This is a genomic window from Devosia sp. (assembly GCF_036676215.1).
In the GTDB taxonomy this organism is placed as follows: Bacteria; Pseudomonadota; Alphaproteobacteria; order Rhizobiales; family Devosiaceae; genus Devosia.
Map to the genome: position 1 here is coordinate 13,385 of NZ_JAKFDJ010000110.1, position 21,502 is coordinate 34,886.

The following is a 21,502-nucleotide window of genomic DNA, read 5'->3' on the forward strand; positions in this document are numbered from 1 at the left end:
GGCGCCGCATGAACTCGTTATTTTTTCAACCAAGGGATTCCTTGGCCCCTGGGAGCCAAGTGGGGCCGAAGCCTTTCTTGTTCTTTGTACTTCCCAAAGGCGATGTGACCCGGTTGACCTTTTGCTGGGACGAAAGCCTGTGGCAATAAGGGTTGTCTAGGACTCGGCACAACGCAAACTCGTCCCGTGGACCCGTGGACCCGTGGACCCGTGGACCCGTGGACCCGTGGACCCGTGAACTGGCTGGGAGCCGCGGGTTATGGTGGCTGCGGCCCGTCTAGGTGAAATCCTCGACGTCTCCCCTCAGTGCGTTGCCCTCGCTCGATCCCTGCAGATAGTCCAGAAAACTCGGGTCCAACTCGGCGAGGGACTTGCGGCCGTGGGCGACCAGGCCAGCGTCGATGAACGCCGCAACAAGAGCATTCATCGAGAGACGGTGCGCCGATGCCAGGAGCTTGATTTCATCCACAGCTGCCGGCGGCAGACGCAAGCGAACCTCCCTGACCCTGGGCTTGGTCGTCACGGGCTGGGTCGTGGCCGCCTTCAACTTATCGAGCAGAGGTTGATTCATGACAGTGCCTTCCTTTCGGCACGCTGGAAGATGGCGCGCAGCAGACGGCGCATCTCCATGTCGCCCTCGCCGCCCGGCAGGTACTCGGTTACGCCCAGTCCCATCCCGATCGCGTCCGCATACTGAACCCTCCGGCCGACCGCCGCTGGCAGCACATGCCCGATATCGCCATAGCGCTGCATGTAGAATCTGGCCCGTGTGCCGCTTTCCCCGGTGACGCCGTTGAGAATCAGTGCGGCCGGTGTGTCGCTGGCGCGCCACAGACGGCGGATCGGCGCGGTGGCGCGGAGGTCGAGAGGTGAGGGTTGAGCCGGCGTCACCATGATGTCGGCAACCATCATAGTGGCGTGCATCGCCGCGAGGTCACGCCCCGCGGTATCGATGACGATAAACTCAAAACCTTGGCGCCGGGCCCACTCAATCGCCCGCGGCGCCTGGCCGAGCTTGGCCGGAATAGCCTTGAGGCAAGTGTCGGAGCGCAGTTTGCTCCACGCGATGCAGCTCAACTGATCACCCTCGATGTCCGTGTCGATGATCAGCGAGCGGAATCCGGACTGCGCCGCGAGGGTCGCAAGATGGATGCTGATCAGCGATTTGCCGGCGCCGCCCTTGGACGCCGCCATCAGAAGGACGAAGGAGTTCCTTCCGTTCGGCAGCGCGTCCGGAACGGGACTAGCGTTTGCCGGGCGGCCGCTTGGCTTTCGTGGTTTGGCGAAAAATCCATCGAGGAGTGACATGCGGCTCACCAGACTGAATTCAGATTGAACGGGCCGCCGTAGCGGAGATGGGCGTCAAACATCCCCCGAAGCGCCTTGGCCGGCCTGTGTCGGTTCACTCCGGCGCAACGAGGAGTTGGGCGATGGCGGCAATGACTTGCGGCCATGGCGACTGGAACTGTGCGCTTCGAACGGCCTAGGCTTGGGGATGGACCTGCCGCGCCGGCCTGCAGTCACAGTGCTCTTGCGTGGCTGGCCCGCAGACGGAGCCGAAGGAGCCGTTGGCGTCACAATGGCGGCCTCGATCCAGGCCTCGACGTCCTGCGAACGATAGAGCGCCCTGTCTGTGGGCTTGAAGAATGGAGGGCCGAGCCCCTTCGAGGCGAGGGCCGCGAGCGTGTGCTCAGAGATCGGGTACAGTTCGGCCACCTGGCGGCGGGTAAGGTAGATCTGGGTCAATTCGGCTGATCCATCAGGGTGTTGCCGCAAGGATCAGGGCGAAGAACGAAAGCCACAACGGGTGAAGCGAATTATTTTTCGAAGGCATCCTGCGGCGTCGGGCGCGGCGAACGCCCGACGCGCAAGCAAACAACCGGAACTTTGCGCTACCGCATCCGCGATCGCAGTCTTAGGTTGCAGAATCCGACGCCTTCTGCCGCTGCGGTGCGGGTAGAGTCCAGAGGTGCTCCTTGCGACGACGCAGGCGGGAGGCGACGGCGCGTATCGACGCGAAGTGATCAAAGCGCCCCCTATGGCTAAGGATGCGGCTGGCGACGTCGACGATGTCGCGAAACGTCAACAGGCTTTCGCCCTTCTTTTCGCCATCGCGGCGGTTCTGAACGGCGAGATAAGCCACAGCCTCGGCAACGGCGCGATCCACAGCATGCGTCTCCGGCCTGCCTTCGTCGCGCATGGCCGTGCGACGCTTGGCTTGGCGGTCGGCGTCTTTCTTCATACGCACTCGGAGGCGCTGAGACTTCGTGGGGGGATAGGCTTCATTCTCCATCTGCATGCTCCGGTGTTGACCAGGATTACATACGTCCAGGCTTGGCAAGGCACACGAGAGATTGGCAGGGCAGATGTACGGGTACCCGCGGTATTGCAATTGCTGCGTAGGTCCTGCCGCCGCCTCAAGATTACACTGATCCGCCGCAGGCCGGCATGCGGATGTCATCTGAAGAGGTAACGGGGGTGTGCTAAGGCCAAGAGTGGATGACATCTGCTGGCCTTGGTCCGCCCGAACTTGTGCTACTGGGGAGTGACTTGCTCGCCCGCCAGCGGCATTCCCAGTCGGTAGAGTCGGCTGACCGTTCTCGCCCAGGTGCGGTCCGCGTCGATGAACAGCAGAACGCTGGTCGAGCACCACCCATCGGCGAGCAGGGGATGTCCCGTCACCACCCCGACAAGGCGGAACAGACCGGGAGCCACCTCCTCCAATGCCCAGCCCTCCAGCAATGGTGCTACGGCGAGGTCAGCATTCGTGGGCCGTTCCCCCTCATGGAGGCGCCGCGCCGCCCGTAGGCCCGCAACGGCCGTCTGCCGGCTCAGCCTGCTCATGGTCTGTTCTCCCAGGCATCGGAGGGGCCGGCCGCTGAAGGGGCAGTCTCCTTGCAGTGTCGCCTGTCCAAGTGATCGGCGAGGTCAGCTTCCGACAGGACGCGCGCAGCAATCAGACAATCAGCCAGATCGAGAGCGAGGTCGCGTTCAGCGGTGACGATGGCAATGGCACGATCGAGCAGGATGCGCAGATCCTCGGCAACGGCGGTGACCGTCTCCAGGTTGGGCCTCGTGCTGACGGCCGGCAGGTAGACCAGGGTGTCCCCAAGTCCCTGACGCTCATGCGCCGCGAGTAGAATGCGGGTTGCATGTTCGAGATCGCGCTCTGCTCCTGAATTGGCCCCGTTACCCAGGACGATATCCGCGGCGCGGCCACCCAGCATGACCGTGGCGGTGTCGCGAATGAGGGCAAGATCGTGGATCAGGCTCGGCAGAGAACTGCGCACATGGCCGCCCGACGAGCCCTCCGGAATGATAGACAGGGTCTCCACCGCGTGGCCGAGGCGGTGGGCGACGAGAGCATGGCCCGCTTCGTGCAGCGCCACGGCGCGGATGTCGGCCGCGCTGCGGTCGTCCTTGGGCGCCATCTGGGCCAGAAGATCACCGGACTGAAGATGGCGTCCAGCTGCCCGGGCAGCACCGCGCGCCTCCTTGACCCAGCCCTCTATCACCGCCGGCGTCGCGCCGAGCCCGATACGGGCCAAGGGGCGCAGGTCGACCTCTGCCAGTTCGTCCCGCAGAAAGTGTCGCAGCACGTCTACGACTTCGCCTGCGTCTTGAGGTGGCAGGAAGGTGACGCGCTGTTGAAGGCGCTGAGAGCGAACGAGCGCGGCATCCAAGCGGTTGAAATAGTTCGTGCCGCCGAGCAGGAGGACCCGCTTGCCGGACTTCCGGAGCCGGTCGATCTCGAGCAAAAACTGATTGACGACCGGTGTCCAAAAGTCGCGGCCGCGGTTGTCCATGGTGGCCCGGTTCGGGAGCCCATCAAGTTCGTCCATGTAGCCAACACACGGTTCAGCCGCCAGAACCTGGTCGACAAAACGCTTCAGATTGCGGGCGACACCTCCCAGGGCTCCATCCCCGTCGGTGAACCACGCGCCAACGCTGCTCGGCACAAAGACCCAGTCGGCGGTGCGGGCGAGGCTCTCGGCAGTGAGGGTTTTGCCCGTGCCTGGAGGGCCCTCAAACACACCGAATACGAGCTGGTCCGCCGGGAGAGTGCCGGCCTTGACCGCTGCCAGATCGGCCAGGGTCTGGTCAGTCCAGCGGCGCAGTGAAGCGGTGAGCGGCAGGTCGGTCAACAGCGGAACGGACGAGACTGGGGCAGTTGCGACGGGCCGGAAGGCCAGTGCGCGAGCGAGATTGTTGACACAGGCGCGTGCAGGAATCCCCGGGCGGATGGCGCTCAGGATAACCGGCAGCGGCAGACTGGCCATGTCGGGGGTCACACCGCGGGCACTCCCCTTGCTGACGCGGGCGATGACCTTGCGCAGCAGCGCCGGCGTCGGTGCCGGAATGACAATCCTGGCGTCGGCAGCGGCCAGCACCGTCTCATCCAGAATGGTCTCGGGGTCCTGCGAGATGTACACAATGGTGCGGCGGCTATGGAGATAGCGCAGGGTGTCGCTGCCGACACGATGTGCGATCTTCTGGCTGACGGTCATCTCGGTGGCCGTCTTGACCACGACGGTGCCGGCAATTTTCGGTAGGGCCTCGGCAATCAGGTCCGCCCAATCGGCCGTGGGAATTTGCAGGATCATGACCCGGGCAGTTTGCGACAGCAGGTCGCGGGTCTTGCGGGTCAGGGCATGAGCGAGCGCCTCCTGGCCGAGCGCAGCACGGGCGTCGAGGGAGGAGGGGGCCAAAGCACCCTGGGTGACGGCATCGTCATCATCATCAAGTTGGTCGTTCAGGTCAGGCATGGCAAGCAGGCTCCTGGCGCCGGACCAACCACAAGAGATCGGTCCGCGCGGAAAGACATGAAAGGTGAGCTGGGGGCGCCGAAGCGGACGGCGGCTAAGTGGCGAAGAAGGCAGCCCTATCCGGGTCGCCGCCGCCATTGGGCGCGATCGACTTCCAGCTTTCGAGGGTGCGGCCCTTGGACCCGGCACAGAATTGCGCGACAGCGCTGCCACTGCCGAACGTCAGGTCACGCGTGGTGGTGAGGCTGCGTCCGTCCGGCGCAAGCTCGAGCAGTCCGCCATGCAGCCAGGCCGCGCGCAGATAGCGCGTGCTGGCATTGGCGCTCGCCACCGTGTTGAGGCGCACGTCGGACCCCCGCAGCAGCAGCCAGCGGGTATCCGACTGGCGCGCCGCCAGGGCCACCATGCCATTCCCGAAGTTGAGCTCGAGGACCTCACCATAGGGGATCTCGTTGAAGGGGCGCAGCGGTGCGACGCGGCCCGGCTCCTGGCGCGGTCCGGCCAGCACACCGCGTGCCGATCCGGTCGTGAACAGGAGGCCAGCATGGCGCAGCGACAGGCAGGCGGCACCAATCATGGCCTCGAGTTCGCTGAAGCGCTGGGTATCGATGCTGGCGCCATCGGGAGTGCCATTGACCAGCATGTGCTCGCGCGCTCCAGCAACGCGGGACCACAACAGGCGTTCGGCCGCCTTGGCGTCGTCTTCGCTCAGGTTGCCATTGGCGTCGGTGATGACCACAATGGTTTCGATGTCGCCGATCGGCTGCTGTCCCGATGCCACGCGCAGGCCGACATCGACACCGGTGCCGACATAGACCTGGGTGGCGTTCATCAGCATGTAGACGCCGGGGCGGCGGAGCTCGGCCATACGGGCGAAGACGCGGCGCGTGACACCCGGGCCGACGACCACATTGGGCGAGAACGGACTGACCGCGAGGCGCTCGAGTCCGTCGGGAGTGGGTGTTCCAGCAATGTTGGAAAAGTCCGAAACTGCATCCGGGCCGCCGCTGGGAGACCAAGGCGTGCCACCCTGGTTCTCGGGGTCCGGTTCAGGATCGGCGCGTCGCACGATGGAGTTGGCGTCGAGCACCGTCTTGCCCTCGATCACCAGGATATTGAGCTCGACCATAACCAGGACAGCGGAAACCGGATCGGGGTGGTCGGACAGCTCGGCAATGATGTCGCCGATTGTGGCGCTGCCGGTGTCGTCGACGATTTGCAGAATCTTGATCTGGGTCGGGGCGGAGACCAGCGGATGCTGGACGAGCCCGCCGATCAGGCGCGGCGGTTCGATCTGGATAGAATGCGGATAGGACTTGCCGGGCGCGTGCGCGCCGGTAGAAGGAAGGGTAGCCATGTATGCCTCTGGTACTAACAGGGGTTGCATGGTCAGGCTGGCGGGAGTGTTGCAAGCGCTCCCGTCGGTCGCTTGTTGCAAGCAAGCGACCCGCTAACCATCATCGAGCCGATTCGGCGCCGACGGTCCTAAACATGAGGATCCGCACGGGACCTTCAAGTCTTCGCTCGATCGCGTGGTTAATGCTGGGTTGAGAGAAGAGGGAGCGACCCGTCAACCGACGAGCCGAGAACGACGCGGAGCAGCGGCGTATTCAGTAAAAGCCGTTATCGATCACTCGCCGGAAATGCTGGCCCCTGCCGGGGCGAAATCGGCTGGGCCGAGCGACCGGCAATGCGGCCGATACGGCGCCCATGGCACCCGCCGTTAACCAAGATGAACAAAGCCGGAACATGGGCTTGACAGCAAAACGGATCCTAGCAACCCTAGCATTGTCGGCTCGATCTCGGGCCGATCCTGCGGCCACCGGTCCCCTCGGGGACCTGCTTCCAAGGAGGCAAAGGCGGCTGACTGGGTGTCTCACCACCCAGCCAGCCTAACCACAGGTTTCTCACTGCGTGAACAGGAGTATCCCATGGCTAAGGCCACTCTGGGCGGGCACAACCACGCCCGCAAGTCCCCATCCGCCGCTATCCCCGGTCGCGATCGGCCCCGGCACAGGCGCGCGTGCCGTGCCCGGTCGCAGGACGACGGCCCGGCCGGCACGCGCCACATTGACGATCCTTCGCGTTGCGGAGGAAAAGCGTCATGATCGACTGGCGCAAGCAGCTGAAGCGCCTCGAAGGCGCCTATTCCGACCATACGCTGCGCTCCTACCAGAGCGATTTCGGCTTGTTCGCGCAATGGTGCCGCCGCCATCGCACACCATTCCTGCCGGCGTCGGTCAAGACGGTAGTGGCCTATCTCGGCGCCGAAGGCGCCCGCCTGAAGCCGTCCACCATGAAGCACCGCCTCTCCGCAGTCCGCAAAGTGCATCAGGTGTGCAAGCTGCCTGATCCCACCGAGGATCCGGATGTGGACCTGGCCATGCGCCGGATCCGCCGTACTCAGCCATCACGGCCAAGGCAGGCCTGGGGATTGACCGCCGAACTATGCGAAACGCTCATGGCCTGCTGCTCGGACGATCTCATCGGCTTGCGGGACAAGGTGCTGGTGTCGGTCGGGTTCGACACGCTGTGCCGCCGGGGGGAACTGGTGGCGCTGTCGATCTGCGATCTCACGCTGAACGCCACTGGGCGCTATGGCGTGCTCGTCCGCCGGGCCAAGAATGATCCGGAGGGGTCGGGTCGTACCGCGCACCTCTCGACCCGCACCAGCAAGCTGGTCCAGGCCTGGCTGGCGACAATCGAGGTGGAAGCAGGGCCCCTGCTGCGGCCCGTCTACCGGAAAAAGGCCCTGGCTCTATATCTCGAACCTTTGACGGTCTCGCGCGTGTTGAAGAAGCTGGCGAAGCGGGCAGGGGTCGAGGCTCGCACTGGCTCGGACGTCTCCGGCCATTCCTTGCGGGTAGGGGCGGCCCAACAACTGGTCCTCGATGGTCATGGCATCCTCAAGATCATGCGCGTCGGTGGCTGGCGCTCCATCAACGTCGTGGCCCGTTATGTGGAGAACGTGGATATCGATGTTTGGCAGTAAATCTTGGCGGTATCGCCCAAGCACCACGGGCGCTGGCCAACATTCTGGCGGCGACTGCCTTGCCCGCAAGGTGGACGAGACCGGGTCCGCCCCGCTCGACGACATCGTCGCTGCCTTGGCCGGTCATCCCAAGCCAGCGGGCGCCGCCATGGTGATGGTGGCGGCGGGCATCCTGCGCATGGAGAGCGGCATCGTCGACGGCAATATCCGCCAGAGCAGGGCCACGTTGTCCGAGCCCCGGACCGAGGGAGGCAACGAACCCGAAAGGCCCGCGCCGCCACCAGGTAGCGGGAACGGCGGTGGCGATAGCTTCGGCGGGCAGTTGCACCAACGAAGCCAAGGTGCGTGAGGTCCTGGTGCCGCTCTATGCCCCGGCAATCTTTTGAGCCGCGGCACCGAACGGGCTCGGCTGCGCACCGAACCTCTCCTCGGCCGGCCTGGGTGTATCTCGCGATTTGCGAAGCTTCGCCTATGTAGGCGCCAGCACCATGGTCTGCGATCGCCTGGTCAAGGACAGCCACCTTTTACGGCTTATCCAACTGACCGCATCATCGCCATCGTCGACCGTAGCGATCAGTTGACCTGGGACGAGGCGCTGCTTGGACGAGCGGCTCCTGTACCAGCAGGTCGATGCCGACGGGACGTTACCGTTGCGCAACCGCGAGGGGTGGTGCGATCGCATCCGGTCATACCGAAATCACCAAGATCGTTGCGCACTATCTTCGCGAAGTGCTGGATGTCGGCACCCTGGATCTCGCCGCCCGTCTTACGGCAAAAGCGACGCCCGCGACGATCGAAGGCTGGTGCAGGGCAGCGCGCGCCAGGGCACGGGCGGAAGGGCGGACACTGGCGCCGCCAGTTCTGTTGGTGGCGCCGGCCGACGATCACGGTCCGGTCGAAACAAGGGCAGTCGCTCCCCCGAGGCGGGCCACGTCGCGGTTGCCCGCCGGCCCTTATCATTCAATTCTCCGTACTCTTCGCAAACCGCAGGAAGTTGTATTCCCCGAATCACCACAAATAACTTTGGCTTGACACTCCGCCTCTTCAATGTGTCCGCAGTTCCTTCCCTTGCAGAAGTGATTCGTAGTCAAGGAGCTCAGGGTAGGGAACCTTGTCCTTGGACAGAATAAGGGCAGTCAATTCTGGGGCGCCTCTGAAAGTCGCGAACGAAATTGTCGCCCCAGCCCAATTCGGGTCAGCGGCGACGCTCTTTTGAATGTGAGCGAGAAAATCGTGTTCAGTCCAATTGTCGATCATCACCACATGGCGCTTGGCCGACCGCAAAACGTTTCTGAGGGCCGAGTCGAAACGCCCGTGTGTTTCAGAAATGTGCATGAGCACCGCGTGCGAATACGTCAGGTCGACAAGCGGCAGAGTCGCATTCGAATCCGTGAGGTCAACCACACCGACCGTTGCCGATAGGTCAGGGTGGCGCTCCCTGAGGGTATCCAGCTGGCCTTCCGAGCGGTCAATGCCGTGCAGCTCAATCGAGGGATTGAATGCGTGCAAATTGTGGAGGTGGTCGCCACCACCGCATCCAACTTCGAGCACGCTTTCCGGCCGTAGTCCTAGCACGACTTCGTAGAGAAACTGGTGGTTCGGGTGCAGCGGTGGAGCCGAAGATTTGACCTGTTGGATTTGTCCATCGACATAGCGGAAATCTTCTGTTTTGACGACCAGAGTATGCGCCCTCTCGATGCCCTTGAGCTCTTCCTTGTATAGTTTGGGGTAGAGATGCCAGTTGAAATCATCGTTATACTGACCTTTATTCGGCAATAGCCGCATCATTGTATAATGGTATGCGTGGCCGAGAGTTATCTCACGCGACAATACCTGTCGAATAGTTCGCAGCATACCTGATAACATGAGCCGTTCTCTCAAAAATACTGGCGGCAGCTAACCATGCGCTCAGCCATTTTGGCAAGGCGGAACTTCCAGACTACACGGCGTTTTTGCGCGACGCGGCTCTTCTTCAAGTCCCAGATGGGCGGATGCCCTCGCCATGTCTTGCGTTTTCGCTGAGAAGAGCCGCCGGCGCCTTGCTGATCTGCCCGGATCAAAATAGGACTGCAGTCTAGGGCGCCAGGATGGTTTACGTGAGGACTGCACTTGATATGTCGACACTAGGATTGCAGATCGGCTCTGCTGCCATGGCATTTCTATTGGCATGGCTACTGGCCGAACTGGTCCGCCGCAGTGCCGCCGCCCTTAACCTGGTCCAGGTGCCAAACCAGCGCTCGTCGCACGTAATACCGACGCCCAGCGGTGGCGGCGTCAGCATCGCCATTGTCGGAACGCTCGCCGGTCTGACGCTGGCCGGAGGCGATGCCGAAGTCTACTTCTTCAGCGCCATTGGCCTGAGCGCACTGGCCGCGGTCATGGGTTTGCTTGACGACCGTTTCGAGCTGTCGGCGCGACTGCGGCTGGCGCTGCAATGCGCCATTGTCGTCACGCTTGTCATCATGGCCGGGACCCTGCCGCCTTTGGCCACGCCCTTTGGTAGCCTGCCGCAGCCACTGGTCCTGCTGGCGCTCGTCCTAAGCGGGGTCTGGTGGGTCAACCTGTTCAATTTCATGGACGGCATCGATGGAATTGCCGGCGCAGAGGCGATTTTCGTGCTGGCGGGCGCGGTGACATTGGGCCTCCTAGCCCCCGCCGCTGTCTCCAGTTTCGGGACGATCCCCTGGTGGGCGCTTTGCGTCGGCGCCGCGACAGCCGGCTTTCTGGTGCTCAACTGGCCGCCGGCCCGGATATTCATGGGTGATGCCGGCAGCAATTATCTGGCCGTGGTGATGCTTGCCATCGTGTTGAGCCTGCTGGCGGCCGGGTTGCTGAACTATTCGACCGCCGTCATACTCGTGGCGCTGTTTGTCACCGATGCCAGCGTGACGCTGCTGCGGCGAATGGTGTATCGGCAGCGCTGGTTTGCTGCCCATCGCTTGCACGCATACCAGAAACTCTCCAGACGGTGGAAAAGCCACCAGCGGGTAACGCTCCTATACGCGGCGATCAATATAATGTGGTTGTATCCGTTGGCATACTTGGCCCAGTTCTGGCCTAGCCTGGCCTGGTTTGCAGTGCTTGCCGCCTATCTGCCCATGGCAGCATTTTGCTGGGCGGCCGGCGCGGGCGAGCCCGACCAATGACCCCAACGGAAAAAGACAGAATCTAACATGACCAGCACTCTCGTCACCCTCGTGGGAACCCTGCCACGTCTCTGGAAGCGGGTGATCATCGTCGGCTTCGATATCCTGGCTTTGGCCTTTGCCCTGTGGGCCAGCTTCTCGCTGCGCTACGGATCCTGGGCGCCGCCCAATACATTTGAGCAGTTCATGGTCATCGGTACGGCACCCCTCGTGGCGATTCCGATTTTTGTTCGCCTCGGGCTCTATCGGGCCGTGATCCGATATTTGCCGGAGCGCGCACTGTGGACCATTCTGCAGGCAACCACCCTGGCGGCGGGCTGCTGGGTCCTGCTGGTATTTCTGTCGGCTATGTCGGGCTTCGTCACCGTGCCGCGATCAGTGCCGATCCTTTACTGGGCAATTGCCACCATGCTTATCGGCGGCAGCCGGTTCCTCGCCAAGCGCCTGCTGTGGTCGGCGGGGTCGGCACATATCAAGAACCGTCAGATCCTTGTCTATGGCGCGGGCGAAGCGGGGGCTCAACTCGTCAATGCGCTGCGGCGCCAGGGCAGCGAGCGGATCGTCGGTTTCATCGATGACAACGCTTCCCTGCATGGCCACGATGTGGCCGGCATTCGCGTCTTTGCCCCGTCCCACTTCAAAAAACTGGTGGAACAGTACAGCGTGGACGAGGTGATCCTCTCCGTGCCGACCCTGAGCGCGGCGCGCAAGAAGGAGGTCATTGCCCTGGTGTCGGGCCATGGCGTCAAGATCACGACCTTGCCACCCATGTCCGAACTGGTCAGCGGCAAGTATCTGGTCAGCCAGATCCGCGAAATAGAGATCGATGAGTTGCTCGGCCGCTCCTCGGTGCCGGCTGATCCCGAACTGGTCCGCGAAATGGTCGAGGGACGCTCTATCATGGTGACCGGGGCCGGTGGGTCCATTGGCTCGGAACTATGCCGTTTGATCGTCAGGTGGGCACCGCAGCGACTAGTGCTGTTTGAGAATAGTGAGTTTGCCCTCTATCAGATCGAGCGTGAACTCAGGGCGACTAAGGATGTGGCCGTTGTGGCCGTGTTGGGGTCGATCACCGACCAGCGCAGTGTGGAGAACGCCATCGGCGGGCACGGCGTTCAGGTGTTGTTTCATGCCGCGGCCTACAAGCACGTTCCGCTGGTCGAGGCCAATGCGCTCGAAGGCATTCGCAACAATGTTCTGGGTACCCGCAACGTCGCAACCGTCGCTCTGGCCAAGGGCGTCGAGAACTTTGTCTTGATCTCCTCAGACAAGGCAGTACGCCCCACCAATGTGATGGGTGCCACCAAGCGATGGGCCGAGCTCATCGTCAGGGATGTCGCTGCCATGGCCGCAGAACGCCAGACCGGGCAAAAGTTCTCCGCCGTGCGCTTTGGCAATGTTCTGGGTTCGAACGGCTCGGTCGTGCCGTTGTTCAAGGAACAGATCGCCAGCGGCGGTCCGGTGACGCTCACGGATGCAGGGATGACCCGCTATTTCATGTCGATCCATGAAGCGGCCGAACTGATCGTCCAGGCGGGTCGCCTGTCGGAGGGCGGCGACGTCTTTCTGCTCGAAATGGGCGGCCCGGTGTTGATCCGCGATCTGGCTGAAAACATGATCCGCCTCGCCGGATTTACAGTGCGCGACGAGGCCAATCGCGACGGCGACATTGACATCGTGGTGACCGGCAAACGGCCGGGCGAAAAGATGTATGAAGAGCTGTTCTACGACGATGCCACTGCGGAGAAGACCCGCCATCCCAAGATCATGCGCGCGGCGCAGGGCGAAAGTGCGGGCTTGGCCGACTGGATGGCCCAGATGAGGACCGTGCTCGACGCCGAGAACGAGACCGACGCCCGTCGCTTGCTGTTCGAAGCGATCCGCTAGCCGCCTTCGGCGCGTCGTGGCAGAGCAGGCACCAGATGCCGAAGCGGTGTGCCGGCTACATGGGGTGCTATCAAACGAGCGCCCCAGAATCCCAGCAGCAAGACCAACATATAGCCGATCTGTGGCAACTGGCTCAGGGGCGTCAGTCCGAATTGGGCGACGCTATTTGCCGCAAATACAGCGACGAAACAGGTGACAAATACATTCTGACCCAGTACCTGGCTGAGCTTCTCCATAGCCATGGCCAATAGACACAAGACCAGCATGCCGAAAAACACGTAGATAACAGAGCCGCCAAACAGAAAGGTACCCACTGGACCTGGTAGTGTGGCGAACTGGAATTGCTTACCGTTGAGAAGAACGTAGGGTGATCCCGCAAGGTGTTGATATTGGCTAGTTTGCCCAATTGCCGAGCGTTCGGACAGCATGCTGGCCAAAAGCGCCGGGGAATTGCTCTTATTGCCCGCCGCCACCATGGCGCCTTCCACTCCTAGCCAACGTCGTAAGGCAAGCTCGGATATCACTTTTCCAGTACCACTTTTCTCCTCAGCATGCAGTTTTATTGCCGCCTCAACAGCCGTACGAAATGTTGTCCTGGCGGTTGCTTTATTCGTTCCGCCGACTGCGTCAGAATTATTTACAACCCCGGCAGATGGAGTTGAATTCGGGGCGCTGCTCAGTCCTGCTATCGGTAACCGTGCGATGACTTCCGACTTTGGCGCATAGCCCACTTCGCGTCCATCTTCGACGTTTCGTACGGTAGCGAAAACTGCCGCGCCACTTAAGATCAGCGCACCGACCAATAGCAACAAGGCTCGTCCTGTTCGCTGTTGCCAGGCAATTCCGGCCAGAGCGAGCAGGACTGCCATCAGATGAAAGACGACAACGCCGCGGCTCAGCAGAGAAGAGGACATTAACGCGGCGCAAAAGATCAGCGTGATCACACCGACAACCAGTGAATTGCCTTTGACGCGATCACAAAGAATGAAGTAGCTGAGGACAAAGAAATAACCAGTCGTGAGAAACAGGCTGATCAGAGCATTGCCGGGCTTGGGCAGGATTGTCAGGGGCGCGATTCCCACCTGGAATATGCCAAGCTTTATATTCAGGAGCGCGATACCTATACAAAGGCCAAGTAGAGCCAGATAGGTCCAGAATTGGGACCATACAAATCTGTTTGATAGATTCGCGGCGCCTAGTCCTAATGTTATTGTACTAAGGCGCAGCATGGGCGCCATCAAGAAGGCTAAGGCTGTTGCACAAAATGCGATGCCGGACGCCAACATGACCAGATCATACTGTCCCACGCTGCCATCGAACTCACCGATAGGTTCAATAAGGGCAGGCAGGTAGAACAGGTGGACAATGAATTTTAGCCATAAGCCGAGCCAGAGAAAAGCAGTCAGGCATAGGGCCGTATAACTACGCGCCACTATAGCCGACAGAACCATCGATAGAGCGCCGATCGCAAAGAATACCAGCTGGGCCGCCGATCCGGGGTTATGGGGCCAGACCAGGGCAAGCATTGTTCCGTGAACGAGGCAGGCCAGAAAAGATAGCGCAAAAAAATAACGCCACCCTGCAGCCTCCGGCCTGGGCATTGCAATTCGGAAAGTCACAACCACACTCTCTCTTCGGTTTGACGGGCTGGCCTGTTTGCGCGAAAACTCACAAGGCCTTAGTTTAGGCAGATTGAGACTCCGACGATGACAAAGCCACGCCCCTTACAAGTTCATGCGCACCGGTGAGATTTCAGTGTTTCTGACAGCGGATCGTAGCGAAAGCCTCCGTAGCACAAATAGTACGAAAACGAGCAGGGTGAGCGTAAAAAGGGCCTTGAGTAGGTTGACCGGCGCAATGCCAAATTGGGCTATCATGTTGGCCAGCGTGACTCCGACAAAGGCTGTCGCAAAGATGTTCCCAGTTGCCCGGGCGGCTAGATACTCATAGAGCGCCGCAAACAGCGCTAAGCAGCCCAGGCCAAGGAAGACCATGCCAAGCGACCCGCCCAGATAGAATACGCCAGCTGGGCCCGGTAACGTTGAGAACTGAAATCCGGTCATCTTCGTGTAGTGCGAGCCGGCAATGTACTGATAGGCGCTCGGCACGCCAACTTCCGGCATTTCCGTCATCATCTCTGCGAGCAGAGCCAGAGAACGGTCAGAGTGTCCAGTGGCCACCATGGTACCTTCTGTGCCCAGCCAACGTCCGACGGCCAAGTTCAGGATCGCGCCGGCGGTGCCCGTAGTCCGTTCAGCCGAGAACATCCCTGCCGTCTCAGACAGGAACTCGCCAGGATCGACACCTTGCTCGATGTCGGCACCTTGCTCGATAAAGGCGACCTGTCGCTGGACTTCTACTGCGTCGATGGTAACAAAAAGTGAAGCGACGGATAGAGCCGCCATGATGATCGGCATGGGCCATCTGATAGTGGGGACGCCCCGCAGGCAAAGAACCAGCACGGCCAGCAGCACGGCCATGGAATGGAACACGACCATGCCGCGACTGAGCAGCGAAATCGAAACCAGAGCGCCACCGATGACAGCGGCCAACAGGCCCGGCAGCATGGTGCGACCAGCCTTCAGGTCGCGCTCCAGAAAATAGGCGATGAGAAAGAAATAACCGGTGTAGAGAAACTGCGAAAACATCGCATTCCCCTTCAGCGGCAAAACATTCTGGGCAATAAGGCCTGAACGCACAAGCCCGAGGTGGACATTCAGCACTGACACAAAGGCAATGACAAGCAATACTCCGATCCAGACAGCAAAGTGGACGAGCCGAAAACGCGATGCGTGGCTCGGGAGCGTGGTTTGAAGATCGATCGTCTTGAGCCCGAGTCGGATTGCAGCAGCAAACACGAGCCCCACCGCCAGGCACGCAGCGGTGCCGATCAGCATGACCTGATCATACTGGCCAATCGAGCCGTCAAATTGGCCGACCGGTTCCACCAGTACCGCAGGGTTATAGAGATGGACGACAAACTTTATCCACAGTCCAAGCCAGAGGAAGACACCAAGGCAGATGGCGGAGAACAATTGCGCCCGAAAGGCTGTTGTCAGCATGAAGCAGGCGCTGGCGGCAAAGGCGAAGTAGTAGACGCTGGAGCCAGTGACGAGATGGCGTGAAAAAAGGAAGACGGCCATATGCGCAACGGCACACGACACCGCAAATATGGGGAACGTCAATCTGTCGGACAGAATTGCCGTCGCCCTGATCCCGGCATGTCCCATCATGTTCATTCCCTCTCGCCGCCTGTATCGGCGAAGCCAAATATGTCCAACAGTGAATTTGTGTAGCGTCGTCCCGCTGCCGACCTGACGAAATCGCGCCCGGCGTTGCGCAGTACCTCATATTGCTGAGGTGGCAGGGCAGCGAGATATCGCGGTATCTCGTCCCAGGAGGCAAACTGCCGGGCGTCGATATAGGCCTCCGGTGGGACCAGATCGGCGATGTCGCTGGCACCCAGATAGATGGGGATTGTGCCGCTATAGAAGCAGTCGAAGATCTTTTCGGTGATGTAGCCACTCATGGCCATGTTCTCGAAGCACAGCGAGTACTTGTACTGGCTCATGACCTCGTATTTGGAAGCGCACGGCCCCTTGTAGATCGACATCAGTGTGCGGCGGTGCCGCCAATAGGGCATCCACATCGACGCCCGCGACCACCACTTGTGCCAGCCACGCCCATAGAGATCCACCGAGCCCGTCCTGGCCAGTGCCGCCATGGCCTCGATGCGCCTGCTGTAGAGCTCCTTGTTGAAGGTGGTAGGGATGTGATTGCCATTGATGACCACGATCCGGTTCTGGCGGTCGGTGCGGCTCCAATAGGGTTTAAGCACATCCTGATTCGGTTGCGGCCAGTAGAGCTTGCGCAGTCGTGACTGGTCCACGCCCGCAAGCGAATAGCCGTCGCCTATAGTGTTGTGCAGATAGATCTGTTCGAATCCGGCCGTCAGTTCTGGCAGCGCCGCATAGGGCTTCGGATCAACGACAGGTGGTTCAAAAATTACGAACGTCTTCAACGTTACGCCGCGCCGTTGGCGCAGGGCCGAGACATTATCGATCACGCCGAGCGAATAGTAGTCGACGGACGCTGGTGACTCGCCGGCACAATCAAGGAGATAGTCCGCCGTGCGAACGGTAATACCCTGCAGCGCATACAGATCTTTGACATGGGCAAAGGGCGCGAGCGCGTCATCTCGGTTAAGCGTCGGGTTGCTCAGGTCAAACAGTCTGTCCTGATAATAGGCGGAGGAGGTCGGATCGATGTAGACCTGCTTAGCTGTCGTCATCGATTGAAACTGCTTTTGAAGTGCCGCAAGAGCGGTCGAGCAATATCGGATGCGCGCAGGGCCACCGCCAGACTGACCAGTGTACCAAGCACAACGGTAAGCAAGTCCCTTCGGCTTTGGAAGGCATTGGTAATTCCCTCCGGTGAAAACAGCCCCGAGGAAAGCGTTCGAGCATGTTCAAGATCCCCGGCAATCAGGGCATTGACCGCCCGCATTGCTCGATCCCGTCGTTCCAGGCGCTCGACATTGCGCAAATCACTTTCGTCGAGCACAGCCCTGACCTCGGGTTTTTCCAGGTAATGGTCGATGACCAGGAAGAAATCGGCCCGCTCGGTATTGTCTCTGACCGCGGCCGACCACTGAAGGCGACTGATGCGGTAGCTCATGAGATGATCCGGCAGGATACCGCAGGGGTGACGTTCGAGCACACGAAGCCAGACATCGAGGTCGGCACTGGAGCGAAAGAGTTCGCCGCGCCAACGACCGATCTCCTGCTGGTAGATGTGAGTCCGGGCCATAAAGCTTGGACAGATCATGAAGTTGGAATGCTCTAGGACCGCCTTGAAAATCTGTTCAAAACTATAAAGAGGCGCGGTATCGCGCAGGCTCGCAGGGAGATCAAGAGCACCAATGACAGTGCCGGTTTGGTCGATCAGCCTTGCCTGCGTGAACACGCCGCCTGCCGCGGGATACCTCTGGAAGAAGGCGACCTGCTGCTCGACCATTTCGGGTTCATAGACGTCATCGGCATGAAAAAGCGCCGTGAACTCGCCTTGGGCCAGTGCGATGCAGCGATTAAAATTGCCTTCGCCGCCGATGTTGTCCGGATTCTCGTGCACGGTGATGCGGGGATCGGTAAAGCCTTTCACCACGACCAATGTGCCGTCAGTGGAACAGTTATCAACAACGTGCACAACGATATGGCGATAGGTCTGCGCCAGGATGGACCGCAAGGTCTGGGCTATAGTGGTTTCAGCATTATAGGTCGGCACGCAGATGCACACCAGGGGCGTGTCAGGCGCGTGCATCGGTCAGCCCCATGCGTGCGAAGAGGTGATCGAAGCGTACCTTGAAGGTGTGGTCCTTGAGGGTGCGCGCGTAGCCAGCCTTGGCAATGGCGTCCCGCTCGGCATCGTCGGACAGATAGCGCCTGACCTTGTTGACCAGATCGTTGGGATCCAGGTAGATGGCCAGTTCTTCGCCTATCGCATAGTGCCGTTCCAGCCCGTCAACATAGTAGGACAGCTGGAAGCCGCCACTGCCACAGATCTCGAAATGGCGGGCCTTGAGCTGTTCCCCGGTTTTTGGAGAACGTACGCGGTTGACCAGCCCCCGCGGCGAGCTCAGCAGGTAGCGGGCATCCCAGGACGCGGAGTTCGACATGTTGAGATTGATGTGGCTCTTGCTGAACACAGCGACCATTTCGTCATGCGACAAGGGTCCGGCCGGCCAGCGATAGCCGAATGCCCTGACGTTGAAGCCTGCCCTGGTAAGCCGGCCCAGCAGCCATTCGCGGTACGGATGCCACGCGCCGACGAAGGAAACGTCATAGACCTTCTCGGTCTCAACCGGATGGTAGAGGTGCGGATTGCAGCCAAAGGGGAAGTAGATGGCGTTGGAATAGCCCAGTCGGGCATATTTGTGCACGCCATAGACGTCGGGCGTGGTGAAATAATCGAAATGGGCGGCCCAGAACTGCGAGAATTCCACGCGCCAGGTGTCGTCGTGAAAAAAGCACAGCGTCTTGGTGAACTGCGCCATCTGCTTGACCGTCTCGGGCTCGATCTGGTCGGTATAGAGCGAGAACAGCGCGAAATCTAGCTTTTCGGCCTGAGCAATCTGCAGGAGCCTGGCATTCATGGCGCTCTTGTTGGTGCTGCCGAGCTCGGTCATGAAGTCGAACAGGATCACCTCGTGACCCAGATCCTTGAGACTGTCGTAGAAATTGTAGTATTCGAAGGAGCGGCCGCGCGTGCGGTCGCCATATTCGAATTCCATGCAGACCAACAGAATTTTCAACGTGCAGCTCGCGTTCGAACAAAGGGGAGTAGCAGCCAGATTAACATGCCCAGCAGGATCAGGCCTGCAACCATTATGAGGGCGCCGGCGCTGACATAGCTGCCGCCATCGCTGCCCAACGGGTCGCGCATCAGGGCGACCACACCATAGAGCAGGCCGCCCAGCAGCAGCCCCTTGCTGGCAAGCCCATAGGGGAAGCCCATCCGCAGCGTGCCAACGGTGACATGGTGGACCGCCACAAGCAGGGCGAGGCCGGAGGCGACCCGGGCTATGCCGACGCCGGCTGCGCTATAGCCCGGCACCAGCAGCCAGACAAGCCCGATGCACAGGATGGCACCCAGCGCATTGGGCCAGAGCAGCAGGCTGGTCTTCATCTCGGCATGGGCGGACATGGAGTAGACGCCGACCAGCACACGGGCGCTTTCCGCCAGTACGCCCCAGATCACGAATTGCGACGCCGACCGGTAATCGGGACCCACCAGGAAGCGGGTGAGTTCCGGCGCCAGCGCGGCAAGAAAGCAGGTGACCAGGACGACTGATGGCACAAAGGCAGACGCATAAAACGTCCAGGCCGCGCTGCGGTCGCCGGCCCCCCGATTGATGGACCTGTAGAAGCGCGGCTGAAAATAGGTGGTGAGGATGGACTCGAAAGCCGCCATCAGGCCGGCAGCAATGCCGTATCCGGCCACGAACAGGCCCAGCGGGGCCAGGCCCAGCGCGTCCACCGAAACCAGTCGGTAACCCTGGCTTTGCAGCCAGCTGAAGCCGCTGGCCAGGGCGACTGGCCATGCAAAGTTGAACATGGCCATGAGCTTGTCGCGCGAAAAGGGCTGAGGCGTTGTCGCTGGCCTGAGATGGCCGAAGAATAGCCAAACGCCAATCGCCGCGAACACCAGCTGTCCTAGCAACTGGCCGGCCAGCCAGTATTCGGCCGAGGGGCCGAACAGTTGCACGTTCACATACGATGCGAGCAGGCCAAGCGCGATTGTCCCCAGTGTCAGTGTCATGAACATCCCGGAAAACCCCAGGAGGTTCAGGGACGGTATTGCCGTCTGGTTGATGGTGTTGAAAAACAGCGAGCCGCAGATCAACAGCAGCAGCCAGCCAATGCTGAAGCCGAAGCTGAGCACGCCCAGCTGCTGCAGCAAGACCAGGCCGAGCGCCGCCAGCCCGCAGACGATGATCAGATGCAGCCAATGCAGCGTCAGATAATGCCGGGCCCGCCCCAGATCGTCCCATGCGTGCAGACGCCGGTTGATGAACTGGCCGACGGGGCTGACGAGGAACAGGGCAAACAGGCCAGTTGCCGCGGTGACCAGCGACAGCCGGCCCATCTCTGCGGGCGGCAGGAACTCGGTCACCAATCGATTGGCGACCAGCAGCAGGATGAACTGCGCCGCTCTACCGAGGACAACGAGGATCAATCCCGGCCTCACTCTTCTGCATGGTGATGGCCGGCAAGCCGGCACAGCCGCGGCTCGCCGAGCCGCCGGCCTGCATTACCGCGATCGCCTGGCTTTTTGCCGATGGCGTGGCGACAACGGGGGCGGTGTCGCCGATCAAATGCTTTTCAGCTCGTTGATGGCATCGTCGATCGCATAGTGGTGGTTGCCGACGAAGACGCCGTTCTGATCCAGATGATCGGCATTGGTCAGCTCGCCGGAGATCTCGAAATTGAAGTACTTAACCACTTCAGTGCGGGCAAAGTTGCCGGCAACAATGGGCCTGACCTCAAAACCGCGTGCATTGAGATCGGCGACGAGCTGGTCGCGCGACATGTTCACGCCGCGTCGGGTGATCAGGCTGAAACCGAACCAACTGCTCTCGCCAACTTCCTTCTGGATCATCACCTTGGGGTGGTCCGCCAGGGCCTGCTGCAGCTTGGCGGCATTCTCGCGGCGGGCCACCACCATGCCGGGCAGCTTCTTGAGCTGCTCAATACCCACCGCGCCCGACATTTCGAGGGGACGGACATTGTAGCCGGGCAGCACGAAGCGGAACGATTCCTTAAAGGGGTCATCACCCTTTTCGCCGACGACATGGTTGAACTTGGGCAGGTTGCGGGTCCAGCCATGGGCGCGCAGCGAGAGGAGCAGATGGTACATCTCCTCGTCTTCAGTGGATATGAGGCCACCTTCCATGGTCGACATGTGGTGGGAAAAGAAGGTGCTGTAGCTGCCCATCAGACCAAAGGTGCCGGCCTGCTTGCCGTTAAACCTAGCCCCCAGCGATTCGCAATTGTCTTCCAGCAGGGTGATCTCGCGGTCACCCACGATCGCCTTGATCGCATCAAAATCGTTTGGGTTGCCCAGCAGGTTGACGGCCATAATCAGGCGCGTCTTGCTGGAAACGGCCTGGGCGAGCGCCTCCAGGTCGAAGTTCAGCGTCTCAAGGTCGATGT

19 protein-coding genes are annotated in these 21,502 nt (G+C 61.0%); 4 read left to right on the top strand and 15 right to left on the bottom strand.

Features of this window, described 5'->3' with window-relative positions; translation table 11 throughout:
• Positions 1–277: 277 nt before the first annotated feature.
• The 7 genes from V6M52_RS10475 to V6M52_RS10500 form a co-directional block, all read right to left on the bottom strand.
• Positions 278–571, bottom strand: coding sequence for a hypothetical protein (locus V6M52_RS10475; protein ID WP_332700986.1), 294 nt, complete (start codon positions 569–571; stop codon positions 278–280).
• Entirely contained in the window at positions 568–1,308 is a 741-nt protein-coding gene (locus V6M52_RS10480) for a ParA family protein (RefSeq protein WP_332700987.1), read from the bottom strand. The genes V6M52_RS10475 and V6M52_RS10480 overlap by 4 nt, the downstream gene beginning before the upstream one ends.
• A 54-nt stretch (positions 1,309–1,362) precedes the next feature.
• On the bottom strand, positions 1,363–1,776 hold the full coding sequence (locus V6M52_RS19980; RefSeq protein ID WP_442881846.1) for a helix-turn-helix transcriptional regulator: 414 nt from the start codon (positions 1,774–1,776) through the stop codon (positions 1,363–1,365).
• Positions 1,777–1,915: 139 nt separating this feature from the next.
• Complete coding sequence (locus V6M52_RS10485; RefSeq protein ID WP_332700988.1) at positions 1,916–2,242, bottom strand: hypothetical protein; 327 nt, start codon at positions 2,240–2,242, stop codon at positions 1,916–1,918.
• Between the two features lie 293 nt (positions 2,243–2,535).
• Positions 2,536–2,844, bottom strand: a complete 309-nt coding sequence (locus V6M52_RS10490; RefSeq protein ID WP_332700989.1) for a DUF6634 family protein — start codon at positions 2,842–2,844, stop codon at positions 2,536–2,538.
• Positions 2,841–4,766 carry an AAA family ATPase gene (locus V6M52_RS10495; RefSeq protein WP_332700990.1) on the bottom strand — a complete coding sequence of 642 codons (1,926 nt, stop codon included), beginning with the start codon at positions 4,764–4,766 and terminating at the stop codon, positions 2,841–2,843. The genes V6M52_RS10490 and V6M52_RS10495 overlap by 4 nt, the downstream gene beginning before the upstream one ends.
• 94 nt (positions 4,767–4,860) lie before the next feature.
• A complete protein-coding gene (locus tag V6M52_RS10500) occupies positions 4,861–6,123 on the bottom strand; it encodes a hypothetical protein (protein WP_332700991.1) in 1,263 nt (420 codons plus the stop codon).
• A gap of 747 nt (positions 6,124–6,870) precedes the next feature.
• Between V6M52_RS10500 and V6M52_RS10505 the strand changes: the two genes are divergently transcribed.
• Both V6M52_RS10505 and V6M52_RS10510 read left to right on the top strand, forming a co-directional pair.
• Complete coding sequence (locus tag V6M52_RS10505) at positions 6,871–7,758, top strand: tyrosine-type recombinase/integrase (RefSeq protein ID WP_332700992.1); 888 nt, start codon at positions 6,871–6,873, stop codon at positions 7,756–7,758.
• Complete coding sequence (locus V6M52_RS10510; protein ID WP_332700993.1) at positions 7,745–8,107, top strand: hypothetical protein; 363 nt, start codon at positions 7,745–7,747, stop codon at positions 8,105–8,107. The genes V6M52_RS10505 and V6M52_RS10510 overlap by 14 nt, the downstream gene beginning before the upstream one ends.
• 695 nt (positions 8,108–8,802) lie before the next feature.
• Here V6M52_RS10510 and V6M52_RS10515 read toward each other — a convergent pair.
• Positions 8,803–9,546, bottom strand: coding sequence for a class I SAM-dependent methyltransferase (locus V6M52_RS10515; protein WP_332700994.1), 744 nt, complete (start codon positions 9,544–9,546; stop codon positions 8,803–8,805).
• Between the two features lie 326 nt (positions 9,547–9,872).
• Here V6M52_RS10515 and V6M52_RS10520 point away from each other — a divergent pair, with 326 nt between their 5' ends.
• Together V6M52_RS10520 and V6M52_RS10525 are read left to right on the top strand one after the other, a co-directional pair.
• On the top strand, positions 9,873–10,904 hold the full coding sequence (locus V6M52_RS10520) for an MraY family glycosyltransferase (RefSeq protein ID WP_332700995.1): 1,032 nt from the start codon (positions 9,873–9,875) through the stop codon (positions 10,902–10,904).
• A gap of 27 nt (positions 10,905–10,931) precedes the next feature.
• Entirely contained in the window at positions 10,932–12,791 is a 1,860-nt protein-coding gene (locus V6M52_RS10525) for a polysaccharide biosynthesis protein (RefSeq protein WP_332700996.1), read from the top strand.
• On the opposite strand, the gene V6M52_RS10530 is transcribed toward V6M52_RS10525, so the two are convergent.
• From V6M52_RS10530 to V6M52_RS10560, 7 genes are all read right to left on the bottom strand, one after another.
• The gene (locus V6M52_RS10530) at positions 12,788–14,317 is read right to left on the bottom strand and encodes a hypothetical protein (protein ID WP_332700997.1); all 1,530 of its coding nucleotides are present in this window, start codon (positions 14,315–14,317) and stop codon (positions 12,788–12,790) included. The two genes, V6M52_RS10525 and V6M52_RS10530, sit on opposite strands and share 4 nt — an antisense overlap.
• A 198-nt stretch (positions 14,318–14,515) precedes the next feature.
• On the bottom strand, positions 14,516–16,024 hold the full coding sequence (locus V6M52_RS10535; protein WP_332700998.1) for a hypothetical protein: 1,509 nt from the start codon (positions 16,022–16,024) through the stop codon (positions 14,516–14,518).
• Between the two features lie 2 nt (positions 16,025–16,026).
• Positions 16,027–17,082, bottom strand: a complete 1,056-nt coding sequence (locus V6M52_RS10540) for a glycosyltransferase family 10 domain-containing protein (RefSeq protein ID WP_332700999.1) — start codon at positions 17,080–17,082, stop codon at positions 16,027–16,029.
• Positions 17,079–18,110, bottom strand: a complete 1,032-nt coding sequence (locus V6M52_RS10545) for a glycosyltransferase family A protein (protein ID WP_332701000.1) — start codon at positions 18,108–18,110, stop codon at positions 17,079–17,081. Before V6M52_RS10545 ends, V6M52_RS10540 begins: the two co-directional genes overlap by 4 nt.
• Positions 18,097–19,101, bottom strand: coding sequence for a CgeB family protein (locus tag V6M52_RS10550; protein ID WP_332701001.1), 1,005 nt, complete (start codon positions 19,099–19,101; stop codon positions 18,097–18,099). The genes V6M52_RS10545 and V6M52_RS10550 overlap by 14 nt, the downstream gene beginning before the upstream one ends.
• Entirely contained in the window at positions 19,098–20,525 is a 1,428-nt protein-coding gene (locus tag V6M52_RS10555) for a lipopolysaccharide biosynthesis protein (protein WP_332701002.1), read from the bottom strand. The genes V6M52_RS10550 and V6M52_RS10555 overlap by 4 nt, the downstream gene beginning before the upstream one ends.
• 135 nt (positions 20,526–20,660) lie before the next feature.
• Positions 20,661–21,502, bottom strand: an 842-nt coding sequence (locus V6M52_RS10560; protein WP_332701003.1) for a DegT/DnrJ/EryC1/StrS family aminotransferase, incomplete at its 5' end; no start/stop codon positions are given.